Annotated in this window: 12 protein-coding genes; 8 read left to right on the top strand and 4 right to left on the bottom strand. The window is 72.2% G+C overall.

Annotated elements, in window-relative coordinates; all coding sequences use genetic code 11:
- Window positions 1–6 precede the first annotated feature (6 nt).
- Both WMF11_RS26785 and WMF11_RS26790 read left to right on the top strand, forming a co-directional pair.
- Window positions 7–1,683, top strand: coding sequence for a carboxylesterase/lipase family protein (locus tag WMF11_RS26785; RefSeq protein ID WP_437972719.1), 1,677 nt, complete (start codon window positions 7–9; stop codon window positions 1,681–1,683).
- 160 nt (window positions 1,684–1,843) lie between these two features.
- Window positions 1,844–2,476, top strand: coding sequence for an NUDIX hydrolase (locus tag WMF11_RS26790; protein WP_437972720.1), 633 nt, complete (start codon window positions 1,844–1,846; stop codon window positions 2,474–2,476).
- Between the two features lie 66 nt (window positions 2,477–2,542).
- On the opposite strand, the gene WMF11_RS26795 is transcribed toward WMF11_RS26790, so the two are convergent.
- Window positions 2,543–4,615, bottom strand: coding sequence for a TonB-dependent receptor plug domain-containing protein (locus WMF11_RS26795; RefSeq protein ID WP_437972721.1), 2,073 nt, complete (start codon window positions 4,613–4,615; stop codon window positions 2,543–2,545).
- Window positions 4,616–5,001: 386 nt separating this feature from the next.
- On the opposite strand from WMF11_RS26795, the gene WMF11_RS26800 reads away from it, so the two are divergent.
- Entirely contained in the window at window positions 5,002–5,322 is a 321-nt protein-coding gene (locus WMF11_RS26800; RefSeq protein WP_437972722.1) for a hypothetical protein, read from the top strand.
- Window positions 5,323–5,341: 19 nt separating this feature from the next.
- Here WMF11_RS26800 and WMF11_RS26805 read toward each other — a convergent pair whose 3' ends face one another.
- A complete protein-coding gene (locus WMF11_RS26805; protein WP_437972723.1) occupies window positions 5,342–5,935 on the bottom strand; it encodes a TetR/AcrR family transcriptional regulator in 594 nt (197 codons plus the stop codon).
- A 5-nt stretch (window positions 5,936–5,940) separates the two neighbouring features.
- Complete coding sequence (locus tag WMF11_RS26810; protein WP_437972724.1) at window positions 5,941–6,525, bottom strand: DUF3995 domain-containing protein; 585 nt, start codon at window positions 6,523–6,525, stop codon at window positions 5,941–5,943.
- Window positions 6,526–7,102: 577 nt separating this feature from the next.
- On the opposite strand from WMF11_RS26810, the gene WMF11_RS26815 reads away from it, so the two are divergent.
- The 5 genes from WMF11_RS26815 (at window position 7,103) to WMF11_RS26835 (ending at window position 13,021) form a co-directional block, all read left to right on the top strand.
- On the top strand, window positions 7,103–8,158 hold the full coding sequence (locus WMF11_RS26815; RefSeq protein ID WP_437972725.1) for a hypothetical protein: 1,056 nt from the start codon (window positions 7,103–7,105) through the stop codon (window positions 8,156–8,158).
- A 139-nt stretch (window positions 8,159–8,297) separates the two neighbouring features.
- Window positions 8,298–9,296 (top strand): hypothetical protein, encoded by a 999-nt coding sequence (locus WMF11_RS26820; RefSeq protein ID WP_437972726.1) that lies wholly within the window; start codon window positions 8,298–8,300, stop codon window positions 9,294–9,296.
- 319 nt (window positions 9,297–9,615) lie between these two features.
- Window positions 9,616–10,224: a hypothetical protein gene (locus tag WMF11_RS26825; protein WP_437972727.1), complete on the top strand. Its 609-nt coding sequence runs from the start codon at window positions 9,616–9,618 to the stop codon at window positions 10,222–10,224.
- Between the two features lie 188 nt (window positions 10,225–10,412).
- Window positions 10,413–11,771, top strand: a complete 1,359-nt coding sequence (locus tag WMF11_RS26830) for an AAA family ATPase (RefSeq protein WP_437902143.1) — start codon at window positions 10,413–10,415, stop codon at window positions 11,769–11,771.
- On the top strand, window positions 11,768–13,021 hold the full coding sequence (locus WMF11_RS26835; RefSeq protein WP_437972728.1) for a vWA domain-containing protein: 1,254 nt from the start codon (window positions 11,768–11,770) through the stop codon (window positions 13,019–13,021). The genes WMF11_RS26830 and WMF11_RS26835 overlap by 4 nt, the downstream gene beginning before the upstream one ends.
- 59 nt (window positions 13,022–13,080) lie before the next feature.
- Here WMF11_RS26835 and WMF11_RS26840 read toward each other — a convergent pair whose 3' ends face one another.
- Window positions 13,081–15,861, bottom strand: coding sequence for a hypothetical protein (locus tag WMF11_RS26840; RefSeq protein WP_437972729.1), 2,781 nt, complete (start codon window positions 15,859–15,861; stop codon window positions 13,081–13,083).
- Between the last annotated feature and the right edge of the window lie 26 nt (window positions 15,862–15,887).

Genomic DNA, 15,887 nt, shown 5'->3' on the forward strand with positions numbered 1-15,887 from the left:
ACGATCATGCCCATTCGACCTTCATTGTCGCACACCATTCTTCTTGGCTTGCTCGCTGCCGCCTGCAGCTCGAGCGAGCCGGCTCTGGAGGGCTCCGGCGGCGCGGGCGGCGCCGGTGGCTCGGGCGGCGCCGGTGGCTCCGGCGGCGCCGGTGGCTCGGGGGGCGGCGACGTGGCTGCGCCGCTCGTCGAGACGGAGGCGGGTCCGGTGGAGGGCGCGCTCGTCGGCGCGACGCGCACCTTCCTGGGCATCCCGTACGCCGCGCCGCCGGTCGGGGACCTGCGCTGGAGATCACCCGCGCCGCACGAGCCGTGGACCGAGCCGCGGGCTGCCGTCGAGGTGGGCATTCCCTGCTCGCAGCTGAACCTGCTCACCCCGGGCTTCAATGAGATCTCGGGAGAGGACTGCCTCACCCTGAACGTCTGGACGCCCGAGCGCCCGGCGTCCTCGTCCGCACCCGTCCTCGTCTGGATTCATGGCGGCGGCTTCGAGCTCGGCAGCGGCGGGGAGGCCGATTACGACGGCCGGGCGCTCTCCGAGGCGACAGGATCGGTGGTGGTCACCTTCAACTACCGCCTTGGCCCGCTCGGGTTCCTGGCCCTCCCGGAGCTCAAGTCGGAGGATCCCGATCACCCCTCGACGGGCGCGTACGGCCTGGAGGACCAGCGCGCCGCGCTCCAGTGGGTCAAGGCCAACATCGCCGCGTTCGGCGGGGATCCTGGCAGGGTCACCCTGTTCGGCGAGTCCGCGGGCGGCATCAGCGTCTGCATGCATCTGGTGTCGCCCAGGAGCAAAGGCCTCTTCCAGACCGCCATCATCGAGAGCGGACCGTGCGACTCCGCCGCGGACGAGGCGACGGCCAGCGCGCAAGGGCAAGAGTTCGTCGAGGCGCTGGGCTGCACCGACGCGCCTTCCGTCCTCGAGTGCCTTCGCGGCAAATCGGCCGAGGAGATCATGAGCGCGCTGCCGCGGGGCGCGGCCTTCCTCGAGGGCGCCGGCCCGACGTGGTTCCCGGTCGTCGACGGATGGAACCTGCCCGACACGCCGGGCAAGCTCCTCGAGGCCGGGAGCTTCGAGAAGATGCCGACGATCCTCGGCAGCAACGCGGACGAGGGCACGCTCTTCGTCACGCTCTGGGGCGAGTCCGCGGCGGTCGCCGACGACGCCGCGTTCGAGGCGTTCGCCGAGACGCTCGCCCCGGGCCACGGCGAGGAGGTGGTGGCGCTCTACCCGAGCGAGACCTACGGCTCGGCGCAGGCGGCGGCGATCGCGGCGCTGGGTGATTCGATGTTCGTGTGCCCGACGCGGCGGGCGGCGCGCGCGATCGCGGGCGCCGGCGCGGCGACGTATCTCTATCATTTCACCTATGCGCCCGAGAGCTCGCTGCTCGGCGATCTCGGCGCCTTCCATTCTGCCGAGATCAAGTTCGTGTTCGGCAACCCGACGATGGTGTTGCCGGAGCCGCTGACCGAGGGTGAGCTCGAGATGTCGCAGAAAATCATGGGGTACTGGTCGCGCCACGCGGCGAGCGGGGACCCCAACGGCGAGGGCGCCGTCGCGTGGCCGAGGTATAACGCGGAGGGGGACGAGAGCCTCGCCCTCGATCGCGACATCGCGCCGCAAGCCGGCCTGAAGGGAGAGCAGTGCGACGCGTGGGACTCCTTCGCCACGGCGGCCCCCTGACGGTGCTCGCACGGAGGGCCGCGGCGCGTCACGCGATGGCCGAGGCCCTGCGAGCGGCCTGCGCGGCTCGAGTGTTGAGTCAGGGCCCGCCGCGAGCGCGATCCCCGAGCGCGGCCGCCGCGCGCTAAATAGCGATAGATATTATGCTATCCTGACCACGGTGCTCTCCTCCTACGACCTCGCCGCCATCATGGCCCGCCTCGACGCGCGCGAGGCCGCGCTCGACCTGCTCACGCAGGAGCGCCAGGCCGCGGTCGCCGCGATCTTGCGGGCGCCGGCGGGGTCTCCGGGCTCGGCGCTCGATCCTGCGGGGGGCCGGGAGCCCGGGGAGGCCGAGCTCCTCCTGATCCGCCGGGCCGATCACCCGGCCGATCCCTGGTCGGGGCACATGGCGCTCCCGGGCGGGCGGCGCGAGCCGGCGGACGAGAGCCTGCTCGCCACCGCGATCCGCGAGACGCGGGAGGAGGTGGGGATCGACCTGGCGGCGCACGGGACCCTGCTCGCGCGCCTGCCCGAGGTCCCGGCGGTCGCGCGCGGGCGGCGCGCCGGGATGATCGTCGCCCCGTTCGTCTTCGCGCTGCGCTCCACGCCGGAGCTCACCCTGAGCGACGAGGTGGCCGAGGCGCTCTGGACGCCGCTCGGGCCGCTCGCGCGCGGCGAGCGCACCTCGCGTTATGCGTACACGCACGAGGGAAACGTCCTCCAGCTCCCGTGTCTGCTCGTGGACGAGCGGGTCGTCTGGGGGCTGACGTACCTCATGCTGAAGCAGCTCTTCGAGGTGCTTCACCGGTAGCTCGCGCGGCCGCCGGATCAGCCGGTCTGCCGCGGCGTCGCTGGCCGCGTTCCCCTCGGATTCCCCTCAGAACCCACCTTCGATCGCGAGCCCCGGCATCGTGATGGGCCCGATCTTCCGCGGCGTGCACGCGCCGTCATCGCAGCTCACGTCGAACACCTCCTTCGCCAGCGTCGCGTTCTGCACGTCGAGCACGAGCCCGAGGTACCTCCGCGCGCCCAGCGCCCAGCGCTTCGACAGGCGCATGTCGAGCCGATAGAACGGCGCGACGCGATCCGGGTGCTCGCTCGGGGGGCGCCCCGGGGCGGCCTCGTCGGCGGGAAAGCCGGTGTAGAAGACGTGGCGTATCCCGGCGCGCCAGCCCGCGCCGAGGTCGTAGAGCAGCGCGAGGTGCGCCACGTGCGTCCGATCGTAGGCGGAGGGGATCGTCGACTTGCCCCGCGTGCGCGTGGAGCGCGACAGCGTGTACGACGCCAGGAAGAACATGTCGCGGCGGAGCGCCCCGCGCGCCCCGAGCTCGAGACCGTACGTGTCGCCGAGGCTCCGCGTGAGGAAGCGCTCCGTGCTGAGGGTCGTGCCGCGGCCCGTCCCGATCGGATCGCTCAGGCCGAAGGTCGCCTGTCGAAACACCGTGGCGCTGAAGTTGACAGGGCCCGCGTCGACCTCGACGCCGAAGCTCGACTGCAGGCTGCGCTGCAGCCCCCCAGGGATGCCGCCGATCTGGAGCGCCGGCAGCGGGGCGAGGCCGGGCAGCTGCGAGGCGAGGCCGAACGCCGGGATGAGCCGCACGTGGTCGCCGACGCCGAAGCGGCCGACGATCCTCGGGTCGACGGCGAGCGCGCTCTTGCCGAGCGAGGTGTAGTGGTCCACGCGCACGCCGGGCGTGATCGTCGACCGCTCGTCGAGCACGAGCAGCGCGTCGGCCCACGCGCCCAGCGCGAGGTCGAGGCGGCTGCGGAAGAGCTCCGGGAAGCTCTCGTCGAGCTGGGCCGTCCCCTCGGCGGGCGCGTCGTCTTCGGTGGACGCGCCGCCTCCGGGCTCGCCGTCCGACGCGCCGGGGCGCGGCGTCACCACGTAGCGGTCGACCGCGGCGTCGACGCCTACCCGCACGAGCGCGCGCCCCGCGAGGATGGGCCGGGCCAGGCTCATCCGCGCGTTGAGCTTCCAGGCCTCGGCGCTCTCCACGCCGACCCCGCGCGACCGGTCGAGCCCGAGGGTGAGCGCCGACCTGACGCGCGCGCCCGAGGCGGCGTCGTCGCGGTCGTAGCGCATGTCCAGGCGGTGGAAGTCGCTGTCGAGGAGGACGTCGGTCGCCTCGGCGCCGTCCTCCTCGCCGATGCTGGCGAGGTAGTCATACGCGCCGAAGGCGAAGACCGTGAAGCGCTCCTCCGGCCCGAGCCGGTGCGTCATCCGGCCCTGGTAGTCGGCGTAGCCCACGTCGACGCTCGGGACGAGCGCCGAGGTGAGCGCCGCGCCGGCGGCGTAGCGCCCTCCCACGAGGACGTGGGTGTCGCTGTCCATCGGCCCCTCCACGACGCCGCCGAGGTCGACGAACCGGAGGCTCCCCTCCCCGCGCCAGACGTCGGACGGCGGCGCGCTCTCGGCCTCGATCGCCGCGCCCGCGAGCCGCCCGATGTCCGAGGGATAGGGGCCGAGGTGCATCTCGACGCGCTGGACCATCGCGGCCGGGATGACGCTGGGGCCGGCGCCCACGTGAAAGAGGAGCGGGACCTGGATGCCGTTGAAGAAGTAGCCGATGTTCCCCGGGGGCGCGCCGCGGATGTAGTAGTACGGCATGCCGCTCGCGATCGAGGTCACGCCGGGCTGGATCTCGATGGCGCGGTAGGGGTCGCCTAGCGCGCCGGGCAGCTCGCGGACGTCGCGCCGCGTGAGCGAGACGGAGCCCGGCGGAGCCCGGTTGCCCTCGACGGTGACCTCGATCCCGGCGGGCGCGGCGGCCTGTCCGTCGGGGACCACGGGAGACGGCGGCTCGGCCGGAGCCGCGCCGGGCGCCTGCGCCGCCTCGGCTCCCGCCGGCTCGCCGGCCGGGCGGCCTGCAGGTTGAGGGCGCGCCTCGCCCGCATGCAAGGCCGCGGCGGCCGCGAGCGCGAGGGAGAAGAGTGCGCCTGGGGATCTCACGCGGATGTCGTAGCTACGCCGCTGGGCAGCCGGGAGAACCTCCCCCGTGGCGCCCCGGGATTAGCAAATCCAGCGGCTCGGCGGAAGCCGGGGAGTCCATGCACGCTCGGCCACCCACGCGCCCTGGACGCGCATCCCCGCGCTCGCGAGGCGCCCGTCAGCCCCATCGACGGGCGGCGCGTCTGCTTGCCCGATCCGGGAGACAAAAAAACAGAGCGCCCATTCGACGGCGGGGGGGAAGCCGTCACGGGCGCTCTGACGTCCGTGTTTTGCAGGACACGGGCCAAGGCTACTCCCTTCTGTATTCATGGGGTTACCCTTAAGGATGCCCCCGACACCTTTCGATTCTGAGATCTCTGCTTTCAAACCTGGCACGGGATCGCGCCTTGGAACCTCCCGCCGGGCCTCCCTGCCACGCCGAGCTCCCTGAGATTGCGGCGGCTGCGCGGCTGCGCGACTTCAAGAACGACGACGCGGCGGCCGCCAAGGTCCTCGACGTGGCGCTCGCCCGGAAGGAGCCGGACGACCCCCTCGAGCGCGCCCGCGCCCTCGCCGCCCGGCTGGAGCTCGCCGTCGCCCTGGGCGAGCAGGCGCGCGCCCGCGCCCTGCGCGACGAGATCGACGAGGCGCCGCTCTCCGACGAGGAGCGCGCCCTGCTCCGGCCTCAGCTCGACGCCGTGGACGCGCTCGATCGGTCGCAGCGATAGGCGCGCCCGCCGCAAGGCCTCACGTCGCTCGCCGCCTCCGTGCCGCGCCCGGCGGACGCGCGACACGCTCGTCCTTGGCCAGGAGCTCGAGCGCGCGATCGAGCGCGAGCCCCAGCGAGCGCGCGCCCTCGGCCGAGAGGTCGGAGAAGAGCATCTGCGCGCCGACGAAGGCCGCGTACTCCAGCCGCGCGAGCAGCAAGGCGGCGCCGCGCGCGCGCCCCTCGGAGGCGTACAGGGACGCGAGGTACTCGACGCGGCGCGCGTCGACGCGCCGGAGCACGGCCGCGGCGCGCTCGTCTCGGAGCGCCCACGCCCGCACGGCGAGCTCGAGCCGGCCGTCGAGCGAGCGCACGACAGCGGAGAGCCGCTGCCGCTTCTGCTCGGGGCTCCCGCCCGCCTCGGCGTGGTGGATCGGCGCCGACGTCTGCCGCTCCTCCCAGCGAGCGAGGAGCGCCGCGAGGAACGCCGCGATGTCCTCGAAGTGGTGATAGAACGAGCCCTTCGTTCGCCCGAGCCTCGCGCAGAGCCCGTCGATCGTCAGCGCGCCCTCGCCGCCGTCGCGGAGCGCGTCGAGCCCCTGGTCGAGCCAGTCGTTCCTCGAGGTGCGCGCCATGCGGGTCAGTCGAGCGTGGCGCCCGCGACGGCGGCGGCGAGGGTGAGCGAGAGCGGCGAGTACACGAGGCGGTTCAGCCGGTGATACGGCAGGGCGCCCGTGTCGGGCCGCAGGCGAGCCTCGAGGTAGCCGCCGACGCCCCGCGCCCCGAGCACCAGCGCGACGGCCCACGCGCCGAGCCGGAGCAGCGTCGGCGAACCGCCGCCGTACCGCTGGGCCAGCACCAGCGCGGCGGACGACGCGAGGAGACACGCCACGACGAGACATGCGCCGAGGGAAGGAAAGGGACTGCCCTTGGGCAAGCCGACCACCATCTCCACCTTCTCGTGCCGGGCATCCCCGGGCCACGCGCCTCCCAGGCCCCAGTAGACGTGGATCGCCGCGAGCACCCCGAGGGCGCCGCCCGACGCCAGGGCAAGCACGTCCCGCCGCGGGACCCCCACGCCCAGCGCCCCGGCCGCGCACAGGATCGCGAGCAGGCCAAGCAGCGTCCATGGCGACACGCCGCGCGGCGCTCCGAGCCGGGACACGCCGGCGACCAGCACGAGGAGCGGGGCGACGACCGCCGCGCTCGAGAGAAGTGGATCCATCGTGGCCTCACCTTCAAACCATACCATACGGTATGGTATGGTGCTGGACAAGCGTCTGCGCCTCACTGAACGCACGGCGCAGGGACCGTCGCTGTGGCGCTCCGCCACGGACGCTCCCGAGCCGCGCGAGGCCCTCGGCGCCTCGGGTTGCTCTCGCCCGCCGCCGCGCACGCTGCCCCGCGACTCCCTGCGCGCGCCGCCCGCCACCGCCCGGCGCGGCCCGATTCCCGCCGGCAGCGCCACCGTGCTTTCCACCCTCCTCGGTGAGATTCTCACGAAAAGCGCACGACCAACAAATGCTGAGTTCTTCTCGGGGCCTATCGAAATACACTCGATATACATTCGATTCATCGCGCCTTCATGGCCGATTCGGCTTCCTTGTCCGCGCCTGCCCAAGTATGAAATAGGAGTTCGAGCTCTCCTTGGCTCCGAAGTGACAAGGGCGCCGCGCGCCCCCGGTCGGGTCGCCTCGCCGGCGTGAAGGAGCGGGAAGAGAGGCTTGGGGCAGCGCCGAGCGATCGTCGTGGTGCCCTTGCCGAAGAGCCGAAACGCGACACGCGAGAGAAGGACCATCACGATGAGGAGAAGGAAGGACCCGTTCGGCATGGCGCTCGCGCTCGCCGGCGCCGGCAGCTTCGCGGGCTGCTGGGAAGGCGGCGCTGTCCAGATCTATTCGTGCAATGAGCCGTGCTTCAGCCTGGATGCTCACGAGTGCAATGATCCGTGCCCCGTGTGCGACGGCGCGTGCGTGCCGCCGCCGTCCCTCGGGTTCGACGATCCCATCCTGCTCTGGAGGGGCGACGCGACCGGCGGGACGTCCCCACCGGAGTGCCCGGTGGAGGCGCCGGATCTCCTGTTCGACGGTTACAGCGGATTCGCCGGCGAGCACAGGTGTCCGACGTGCCTTTGCACGAAGCCCTCCTGCGAGCTGCCTTCAGGCCTTCTGGGGAGCGCCTCGGCCACGTGCGACGGGACGGCGTCCACGTCGTTCGCCGCCCCCGAGGGGTGGAGCGGCGCGTGCACGGCGCCGGCCGCGGCGACCTCGGGCGAGCTCAGCTCGCTCCTCATCCCGGCGCCGACCGTGAGCGCGTGCGCCCCGGCGCACGATCCCGGAGGAGCGCCGCCCGAGCTGGCCGCCCCCGCGAGCACCCGGGTGCGCGCGTGCACCGGCGCGGCCGACGAGAACAAGTGCAGAGATCCCTCGATGATGTGTGTCGCGGCCCCCAGGCAGCGATCCGGGGGCTTCACGATGTGCATCCGCCATCTGCTCCAGAGCACGCCGGAGTGCCCCGAGCCATATCCCGATCTGCTGGCGATCGCCGAGGGCTTCGACGACACGCGCAGCTGCACGCCTTGCGCGTGCGAGGAGCTCGAGGACGCCACGTGCGCCGCGCTCGTCTCCGTCTACGAGGACGGCAGCTGTCGCGAGCTCCTCGGCGCAGAGACGGTGACGATGGCCGGGCCGAAGTGCGTCGCGGGGCCGGATCTGCGGCTCGAGAGCATGGTGGCGCGCTGGATCAGGGACGACCCAGGCCGGTGCGCCCCGACCGGAGGAGTCGCCATGGGCGAGGTGACACCGCAGAGCCCGGCTTACTATTGCTGCCAGTCAGACGAGGTCATCCCTATCTACTGATGACCCCGCCCGTCAACGGCTGTTCGAGCTGTTCGAGCTGTTCGACCCGGACGCACCCATTGAGCGAGGGTGCGACTTCGTGTACCCGTACGCGTGCTTCGCGGCTATAAGAGCGAATCACGCGAAAGGGAGAGCGGATATGCGAATCGCACGATGGTGCTTCTGGATCGCGCTCGCCGCGGCCGGTTGCAGCGCGTCCAACCGCGGCACGTCCGCGACGGAGGCCGACCCGTCCTCGGGCGCCGGAGAGAGCGGCGAAGGGAGCGGTGAAGGGAGCGGCGCGGGCGGCCAGGACGACCCGTTTGGCTCCGGCACCGATATCGGCGGGAACAGCGGAGACGTCGGGAATGGGGGCAACGGGAGTGGGGCCCCTGACAACGGGTGCATCGAGCGAGCCTCCCTCGTGTATGTGCTCTCACAGGACAACGAGCTCTACAGCTTCAGGCCCGATCGTAAGGAGTTCACGAAGATTGGTGTCCTGGGGTGCCGGACCGGCATGGATCCGAACTCGATGGCGATCGATCGCAACGCGGTGGCGTGGGTCAACTACGTGGAGCCCGACGACAGCGAGGGGACGTTGTTCAAGGTCAGCACCGAGGACGCGAGCTGCGAGCCCTCCGGGGCCACGCTCTCCGACGGGTGGTCCCGGCTCGGCATGGGCTTCTCGAGCGACCTCTCGCGCCCGGACACCGAGGAGCTGTTCGTGGCGGGCGCCACGGGCACGCCGGGAATCGGGCTGGGGAGGATCGACGGCGCGTCCGTGACGCCGGTCGGCGAGTTCAGCGGCTCGATGCGCGACATCTCGGCGGAGCTCACCGGCACCGGGGATGGACGCCTCTTCGGCTTCTTCACGACCACCCCGGTTCAGCTCGCCGAGATCGACAAGGAGACCGGCGAGATCATCGAGGCCACGGACCTGCCGGGCATCGAGACCCCGAGCGCCTGGGCGTTCTCGTTCTGGGGTGGCGACTTCTATTTCTACACCGCCCCGAGCGAGCTCGGGTCGTCGCGCACCACCAACGTGAGCCGCTATCGCCCGTCGGACGGCTCGATCGACACGGACTACATGACGAACATCGGCTTCCGCATCGTCGGCGCAGGCGTCTCGACCTGCGCCCCCCTCGAGCTGCCCCTCTAGCGCGACGGTCACCCGCTTCGGATACGGGCCCACCTCGACGTTTTCGGTGCTCAGCGCACCGGAGTGCGTTTCCGCGCCGAAAACGCCGATCTGGGCCCGTCTCCTGTGCGGGAGACCGCCGCTCTGATCGGCAGGGGGGTGAGGCGGGCGGAGTGGGAGGAGGCCCCGGGACGGACTTACCAGGGGCGTTCCTGAGGGCATCGGGAACGGATCCGGGAAGCGCGCTCACGGCGGTGCAGGCGTCTACCGATTTGGCGTCGACGGCATCACGTTGCGCGTGGCCGATCGGGCACACCCGATCGGGCGGCGAGGTGTTGCGATGCGGATGAACCTTCTCCCCGGGCGCGGTCACTGGCTACTCGCGCTCGCGCTGGCGCTCACCGCGGCGTGCGGGACGGCGCCGGGCGCGGAATCCCCGGCGCGCGAGGATATTCTCCGCGCCGCGGGGCCGAACGAGTTCATCCTGCTGACCGCCCGGGGCGAGCTCGTCAGCGCCGACATCGAGCCGGGGAGCGTCGTCGGGCCGGACGTGAACCTCGGCGTGTACGCCGCCGACAGAGGGCGAGACGGGCAGACAGTCCGGGGCGTGGCGTTCAACCGGACCGTGAACGTCACAGCGACGGGCCAGCGCGCGGCCGGCATCGTCGGCGCCATGCCGCTGGAGCTCTCGGTGACCCGGGCGGAGGCAGGGCTCCGCGCGCAAGGCCTCCTGGCCGGCGCCCTCTCCGACTACCGGCTGGACGAGCGGCAGCTCACGGGCACGATCGGGCGCTGCAGCTACGAGCTCACGCGGACGGGGCGCACCTACGAGGGGTCGCGGCGCTGCGAAGGCCAGCCTCATCACGCGACCGTGCTCCTGCCCCGCGGGCTGTCCTCGTGGAGCGACGCCGCGCTCGCAGCCGCCCTCGGGCTGCTCCTTGGCGCCTGAGCGCGCCGCGGCCCGCCCCGTCGCGTGGGCGGTGGCGAATGACAGGTCGCGCAGCGACTGCTAGAGCTCGGGGCGACCCGGCAAGAAAGACGATGCGCGCCGGAAGCCCGTCGGGTACGGAAGGGCCGAGCCTCCTGGGCCCCGGCGGTCCTTTCTTCGCGCCCTCGCGCGACACCCACTCTTCATCCGTGACGAAGCCCAGATCCGATGGCAACGCGCCGGGCAGGGCGACCCCGGCGACTTCACCGAACCTCCTCGAGGGACGCTCCGCGCCCATCCCGCTCGGGCCGCGCCTCGAGGCCGTGCTCGAGCTCGCCTACCGCGCGCGCCGCGCGGTGCTGCTCGAGGGACCCACGGGGATCGGCAAGAGCGAGCTCGTCCGGCAGCTCGCCGAGCGGCTCGGCATCGCGACCGTCGTGCTCGATCTGAGCCTCCTCGAGCCGCCCGATCTCGTGGGCCTGCCGGTCATCCGGGACGGCCGGACCAGCTACGCGGCGCCGTCGGTGCTGCCCCAGGACGGCGCCGGCATCCTGATGCTGGAAGAGCTCAACCGGGCGGAGCGGTACATCCAGCAGCCGGCGCTCCAGCTGCTCAGCGCCCGGCGGCTGCATGAATACGAGCTGCCCGCGGGGTGGGTGTGCTTCGCCGCCGTCAACCCCGAGTCGGCCGACTACCAGGTGACCCCCCTCGATCGCGCGCTCCGCGCGCGGTTCCTCCACCTGAACGTCCGCGCGGACCGCGCGTCCTGGCTCGCCTGGGCGCAGGTGAACGGGCTCCACCCGGGCGTGATCGCCCTCGCGCAAGGGCACGAGCGCGTCCTGGACGACGTGCCCCCGCGCACCTGGACCTATGCGTCGCACGTGCTGAGCGCGCTCCGCCCCGAGGAGCTCGCGGACGGCGTGCTGCTGCGCGACGCCCTGGGCGGGTACCTGCCCCCGAGCTGGGTCGAGCTCCTGCTCGCGTCCAAGGACACCTGGTCGACGCGGCTGCCGTTCGATCTGCGCGCGCTGCTCGCCGATTACGGGCCGAGCTCGCCGGCGGGCAAGGTGCTGCGCGGGGCGCGCGAGCGCGGGGAGACCGACCGGTTCGACGAGGTGACGACGCGGCTCGCGCCGCTGCTCGAGGGGCCGGAGGTCGGCGTGCTCGCGGCGCAGCGCAAGCTGTCGCTGGGGGCGTTCGAGGCGCTGCTCGCCGACCTGCCGGGCGACCACCGCGAGCGGCTCCAGGACGCGCTCGGCGGCAACGCGACGGCCACGCAGCTCATCGACGTCCGCCCCGAGGAGCTGCTCCAGAACTACGCGGGCAGCGCCGCCGAGCAGAAGGTGCTGGCGTGGCGCGCCGATCCGCTGCGGCAGCACCGCGTGGGGCTCGTCGTGACCGCGCTGTCGGCGCACCTCGGCCAGCAGGCGAAGCTCGTCGACGTGCGGCGGAGCAACGTCGCGCGCGTGTGCCTGGGCCAGCTGCTCGCGCAGCTGCCGGAGCGCTGGGCCCTCCGGCTCGCGGCGACGCTGAAGAAGCACGGCGTCACGCCGGTCCGGCCGCAATGAGCCAGGCCGCGGGGCGCGGCGAGGTGCGCGAGGTGCGCGAGGTGCCAGAGGACGCGGTCGCCGCGTGGCTCGACGCCTTCGTGCGCGATCCCGGCTTCCTGGAGCGGTATCCCTGCTACGCGGCGATCCTCGCGCGGCTCGCGCCGGTCGCGGACCCCTCGGTCAAGCGCATGGCCGTCTCGCTGTTCGACGGCCGCTTCTTCCTCCACGTCAACGTGGAGTCGTTCATGAACGAGCCCGTGTTCCTGCGGGGCGTGCTCCTCCACGAGGTGCACCACGTCGCGCTCGGGCACCTGTGCCACCCCAAGTTCGCGGGCGCGGACGATCCGGAGCTCATGGACCTCGCCCTGGAGATGTCGGCCAACGAGTACATCGAGGAGCCGCTGCCCGATCCGATCCGCTGGCAGCCCTACGCCCCGATCGGCCTGCGCGGCGGCCAGAGCACGCTCGAGCGCTACGAGCTGCTCGTGAGCGCGGCGCGCGAGGGCAAGCTCCCGCAGCGCGGCGGCGAGGCCGTCGACGATCACCGCGTGCTCCGGCGCCCCTCGCGGGAGCCGGGCGCGGTGGAGCAGACGCGGCAGCTCCTGCTGCGCGCCGCCGAGGAGGCGGACGCGCTCGCGAACGACGGCGATCCGGCGGACGTGCCCGGCCTCTTGCTCGCGGGCAAGACGCCGGGGCGGCTCATCGAGGAGCTGACGGACGCGCTGGGCCCGCCCGCGCACCCGCTCGACTGGAAGACCGCGCTCAGGATGTTCGTGGCGAGGGAGCGCGCGCCTGTGCACACGTACGCGCGGCCGAACCGGCGCTTCCCGGGCCGCGTCGGCGAGGTCCCGGGCAGGACGTACGCGCCCCGCGCGATCTCGAAGCCGTCGGTGCTCGTGGCGATCGACACGTCGATGAGCATGCGGCGCGAGGAGCTCTCGGAGATCGCCCGGCAGCTGCAGGTGATGAGCGAGTCGGCGCGCATCACCGTCGTCGAGTGCGACGTGGAGATCGGGCGCGTGTACGCGTTCGACGGGCGGCTCGACGAGGTCGGCGGCCGCGGCGGGACCGATCTGCGGCCGGTGTTCGCCCCGGAGTTCCTGGCGGCGCGGAAGGTCTCCGGCGTGATCTATTTCACGGACGGCGCGGGGCCCACGCCCCCGGCGCCGCCGCCGCTGCCGGTGCTCTGGATCCTGACGAAGCCGCTCGATTTCACGTGCCCGTGGGGAGACCGGGCGTGGCTCGCGAGGAAGCCTCGGCCACGGTGAGCTGCGCGGTCATCGGGCGTGGATGACCGCGCGGGAGGCGGCGCGCCGCAGGCGGAGCCTCAGGGCACGCTCGCCGGATCGGCCGGGTCGGTCAACGCGTCCGCCTCGTCGCCGTCGAGCGCCCCATCGCTGTCGCGGTCGAGCGCCATCCGCACCCCCGATCCCGGCGGCGCGCAGGTGAAGGTCAGCGCCTTGCCCGACGCCGCGATCGCGCGCAGCGCCGTCGCGCTGATCGCCGGGCTCGCCGCCCTGTCCCGCAGGAATGTGCCAGCGCCCTGTTGATAGAGGAAACCCTCCTCGTCCCCGTGCCTGCGGACCTTCGCCACCAGATCGCACTCCCCCGCGTCCGCGCGCGCGATCAGAAGATCTACCCGCAGCTCGGCGGCCGTGTCGCCCACGCCGGAGAGCGTCGCTTGCTGGCCCACGATCGGCGCCAGGTTGCTGTCGAAGGCGTGAAGGAAGGCGGTCACCTGCCCGCGCAGCACGTCGCCCGCCGCGCCCGGCGGGAAGCCGTTGACCCCCGGCACCTCGTTGAAGCCGTTCTGATCGTGGAAGCGGAAGATCGTATCCATCGTCCCGTTGTGGCCAATGCCGAACCCGCGGATCTGATCGCCCTGGAACTCGAAATTCCGGTCGTTGAAGCGGGGGTTCTCCACCATGCCGAACATACCCACCTTCTGATAGACGTTACGGAGCTGCGCGACCTTGAAGCTCTGCGTGATGAACGCGAACGTGTAGCGCCCGTCGGTCCCGAAGAAGCCAGGGAACGGGACCCCGTACTCGGCGTTGCCCGCGGGATCGAGCACGTGGCACGAAGCGCACGGCCCGCCCTCGCTGGCCGGCAGCGTGAAGAATGCCTTGCCCGCCGCCTGATCGGCGGTAAGGCTGTTGTCCAGCGCGCGGATGGGGTTGGGCGGATACATCACCTGGAGGACGAAGTCGGTGAACGCCTGCATGTCCGCCGCGGGGATGGGCGCGTCCCGCCCGAGCAGGCCGACGAAGGAGACGCTGAACTTCTTGAACGCCGCCTCCTCGTCGAAGGTGCCGCTGTCCGGCTGCGCGCTCGGCGCGTCGTTCCCGCCGGTGCGGTCTCCGCGCCAGTGCATCGGCCCGTGGTTGGCCATCCCGCGCAGGCTCTGCGTCGTCATCGGCCCCTTGAGCGCGGCGAACTCGGCGGGCGCGCCGAAGAGCGTCGGATCGAGGATGAACGGGCCTGGCATCGGCGTGTTCGCCGCGTCGGGGTCGCCAAGGTCCCACGACAGGCTGTCGAGATCGCCGAAGACATGGCAGGTCGCGCAGGCCGAGTCGCCGTGGCTCGACGTGAACGAGGCGTCGTAGAGGAAGCGGCGGCCGCGGACCACGCTCTCCGGCTCGGGGCTGTACATGGGCACGTGCGCGATCTCGGCCCTGGCATCGACGTCGATGATCGAGATGGAGTTGTCGAAGCGCGTGAGGGCGTAGAGCTGCCCGCGCGCCTCGTCCAGCACCACGCCGGTCGGCCCGCCGCCGGAGACGGGGATCTGGCGCGCGCGCCTCGGCACGAAGGTGTCGGCCTCGAGCGCCGCGGTGTTGAAGACGCCGATCTTGTCCGAGCCGAGCGCGGCGACGTAGAGCCTCTTTCCGTTGCTGGAGACGGCCATGCCCGTGGGCAGCGCGAGGCTCTTCCGGCTCTCGGCGTTCGGGACCGGGGCGCAGCACGCGCTGTAGTCGATGTGTTTGTTCAGGTGCCGCGGGGCGACGCCGCCCGTCGCGGGGTCGAGCACCGTGATGTTGTTGTGGTTGAACCGGCCGCGCACGCTGTGGCCCGCGAAGACGCCGGCGCCCTCGAAGCGATTCTCGTTGAACGCGTCCGTGTTGGCCACGTAGACGCGCCCGCTCACCGGGTTGACGGCCATGTTGTAGAGGACCGTGCCGACTCCCTGGAACACGCCCCCGGGCCCCTCGACGGGCGCGGGCGGGTTGGCCAGGGCGTCGATGACGAAGACGTCCTTGTCGGGCAGCGAGAAGTTCACCTTGTCGTCCCAGGATCGGTTCAGCTCGTCCACCCAGTGCGTCCCGTTGAACTTGACGATGAGGGGTATCGGGGGCTGCGGGGCCCCGGCGGCGTTGGTGGTCGGCGGGGGCAGGCCGAGGCCCTGGTTCACCAGGTTGATCTCGATCGCGGTGGTGCGGTTTCCGGAGTGGAAGGCCGCCGCGTAGACGCGTGAGCCGTCGGGCGTGGCGGCGAGCGCGCGCGGCGTGTCGCTGAAGAGGGTGATGATGTTGAGCGGCGCGGGGCTCGAGCTCGCCGCCGAGAAGACCCAGACGTCGGCGCGGCCCACGCCCGGCGTGGTGAGCGCCGGATCCACGGGGCTGTTCTGTCCGCGGTGCGCCGTGGTGATGAAGGCGCGGCCCTTGCCGGCGCCGGCGAAGACGATGTCGCGGGGCTCGTCGCCGACGAGCAGGGTGCGCACGACGCGGGGCTTCCTCGGCCTCGAGACGTCGACAACGCTCACGCTGTCGGAGAGATGGTTGACGACCCAGACCTCGTCGTCGCTGCGCGCCGCGACGGCGACCGGCTCCAGGCCCACGGCGACCGAGCCGCGGTGCTCGAGCCCGCCGCTCTGGACCTTGAAGATCTCGAGGCGGTTGTCAGGCGTGTTGACGGCGAAGAGCATCGAGCCGTCGGGCGAGAGGGCGAGAGGGCGGACCTGGCCGCTCTCGAAGAGGGAGTAGGGCCGGGCGGCGGCGACCGTGATCGGAGCCCTCGCTACGGTCGGGGTTTCGTCGACAGGCGTACCGCTGTCAGCGCATGCGGCCAGGGCGAGAGCCGGGAGCGACCAGAGGACGAGCTTGTTCATGGGCACCTCGAAGGCGGGAGGAGAGC

The organism is Sorangium sp. So ce295, assembly GCF_051527405.1.
In the GTDB taxonomy this organism is placed as follows: domain Bacteria; phylum Myxococcota_A; class Polyangia; order Polyangiales; family Polyangiaceae; genus Sorangium; species Sorangium cellulosum_B.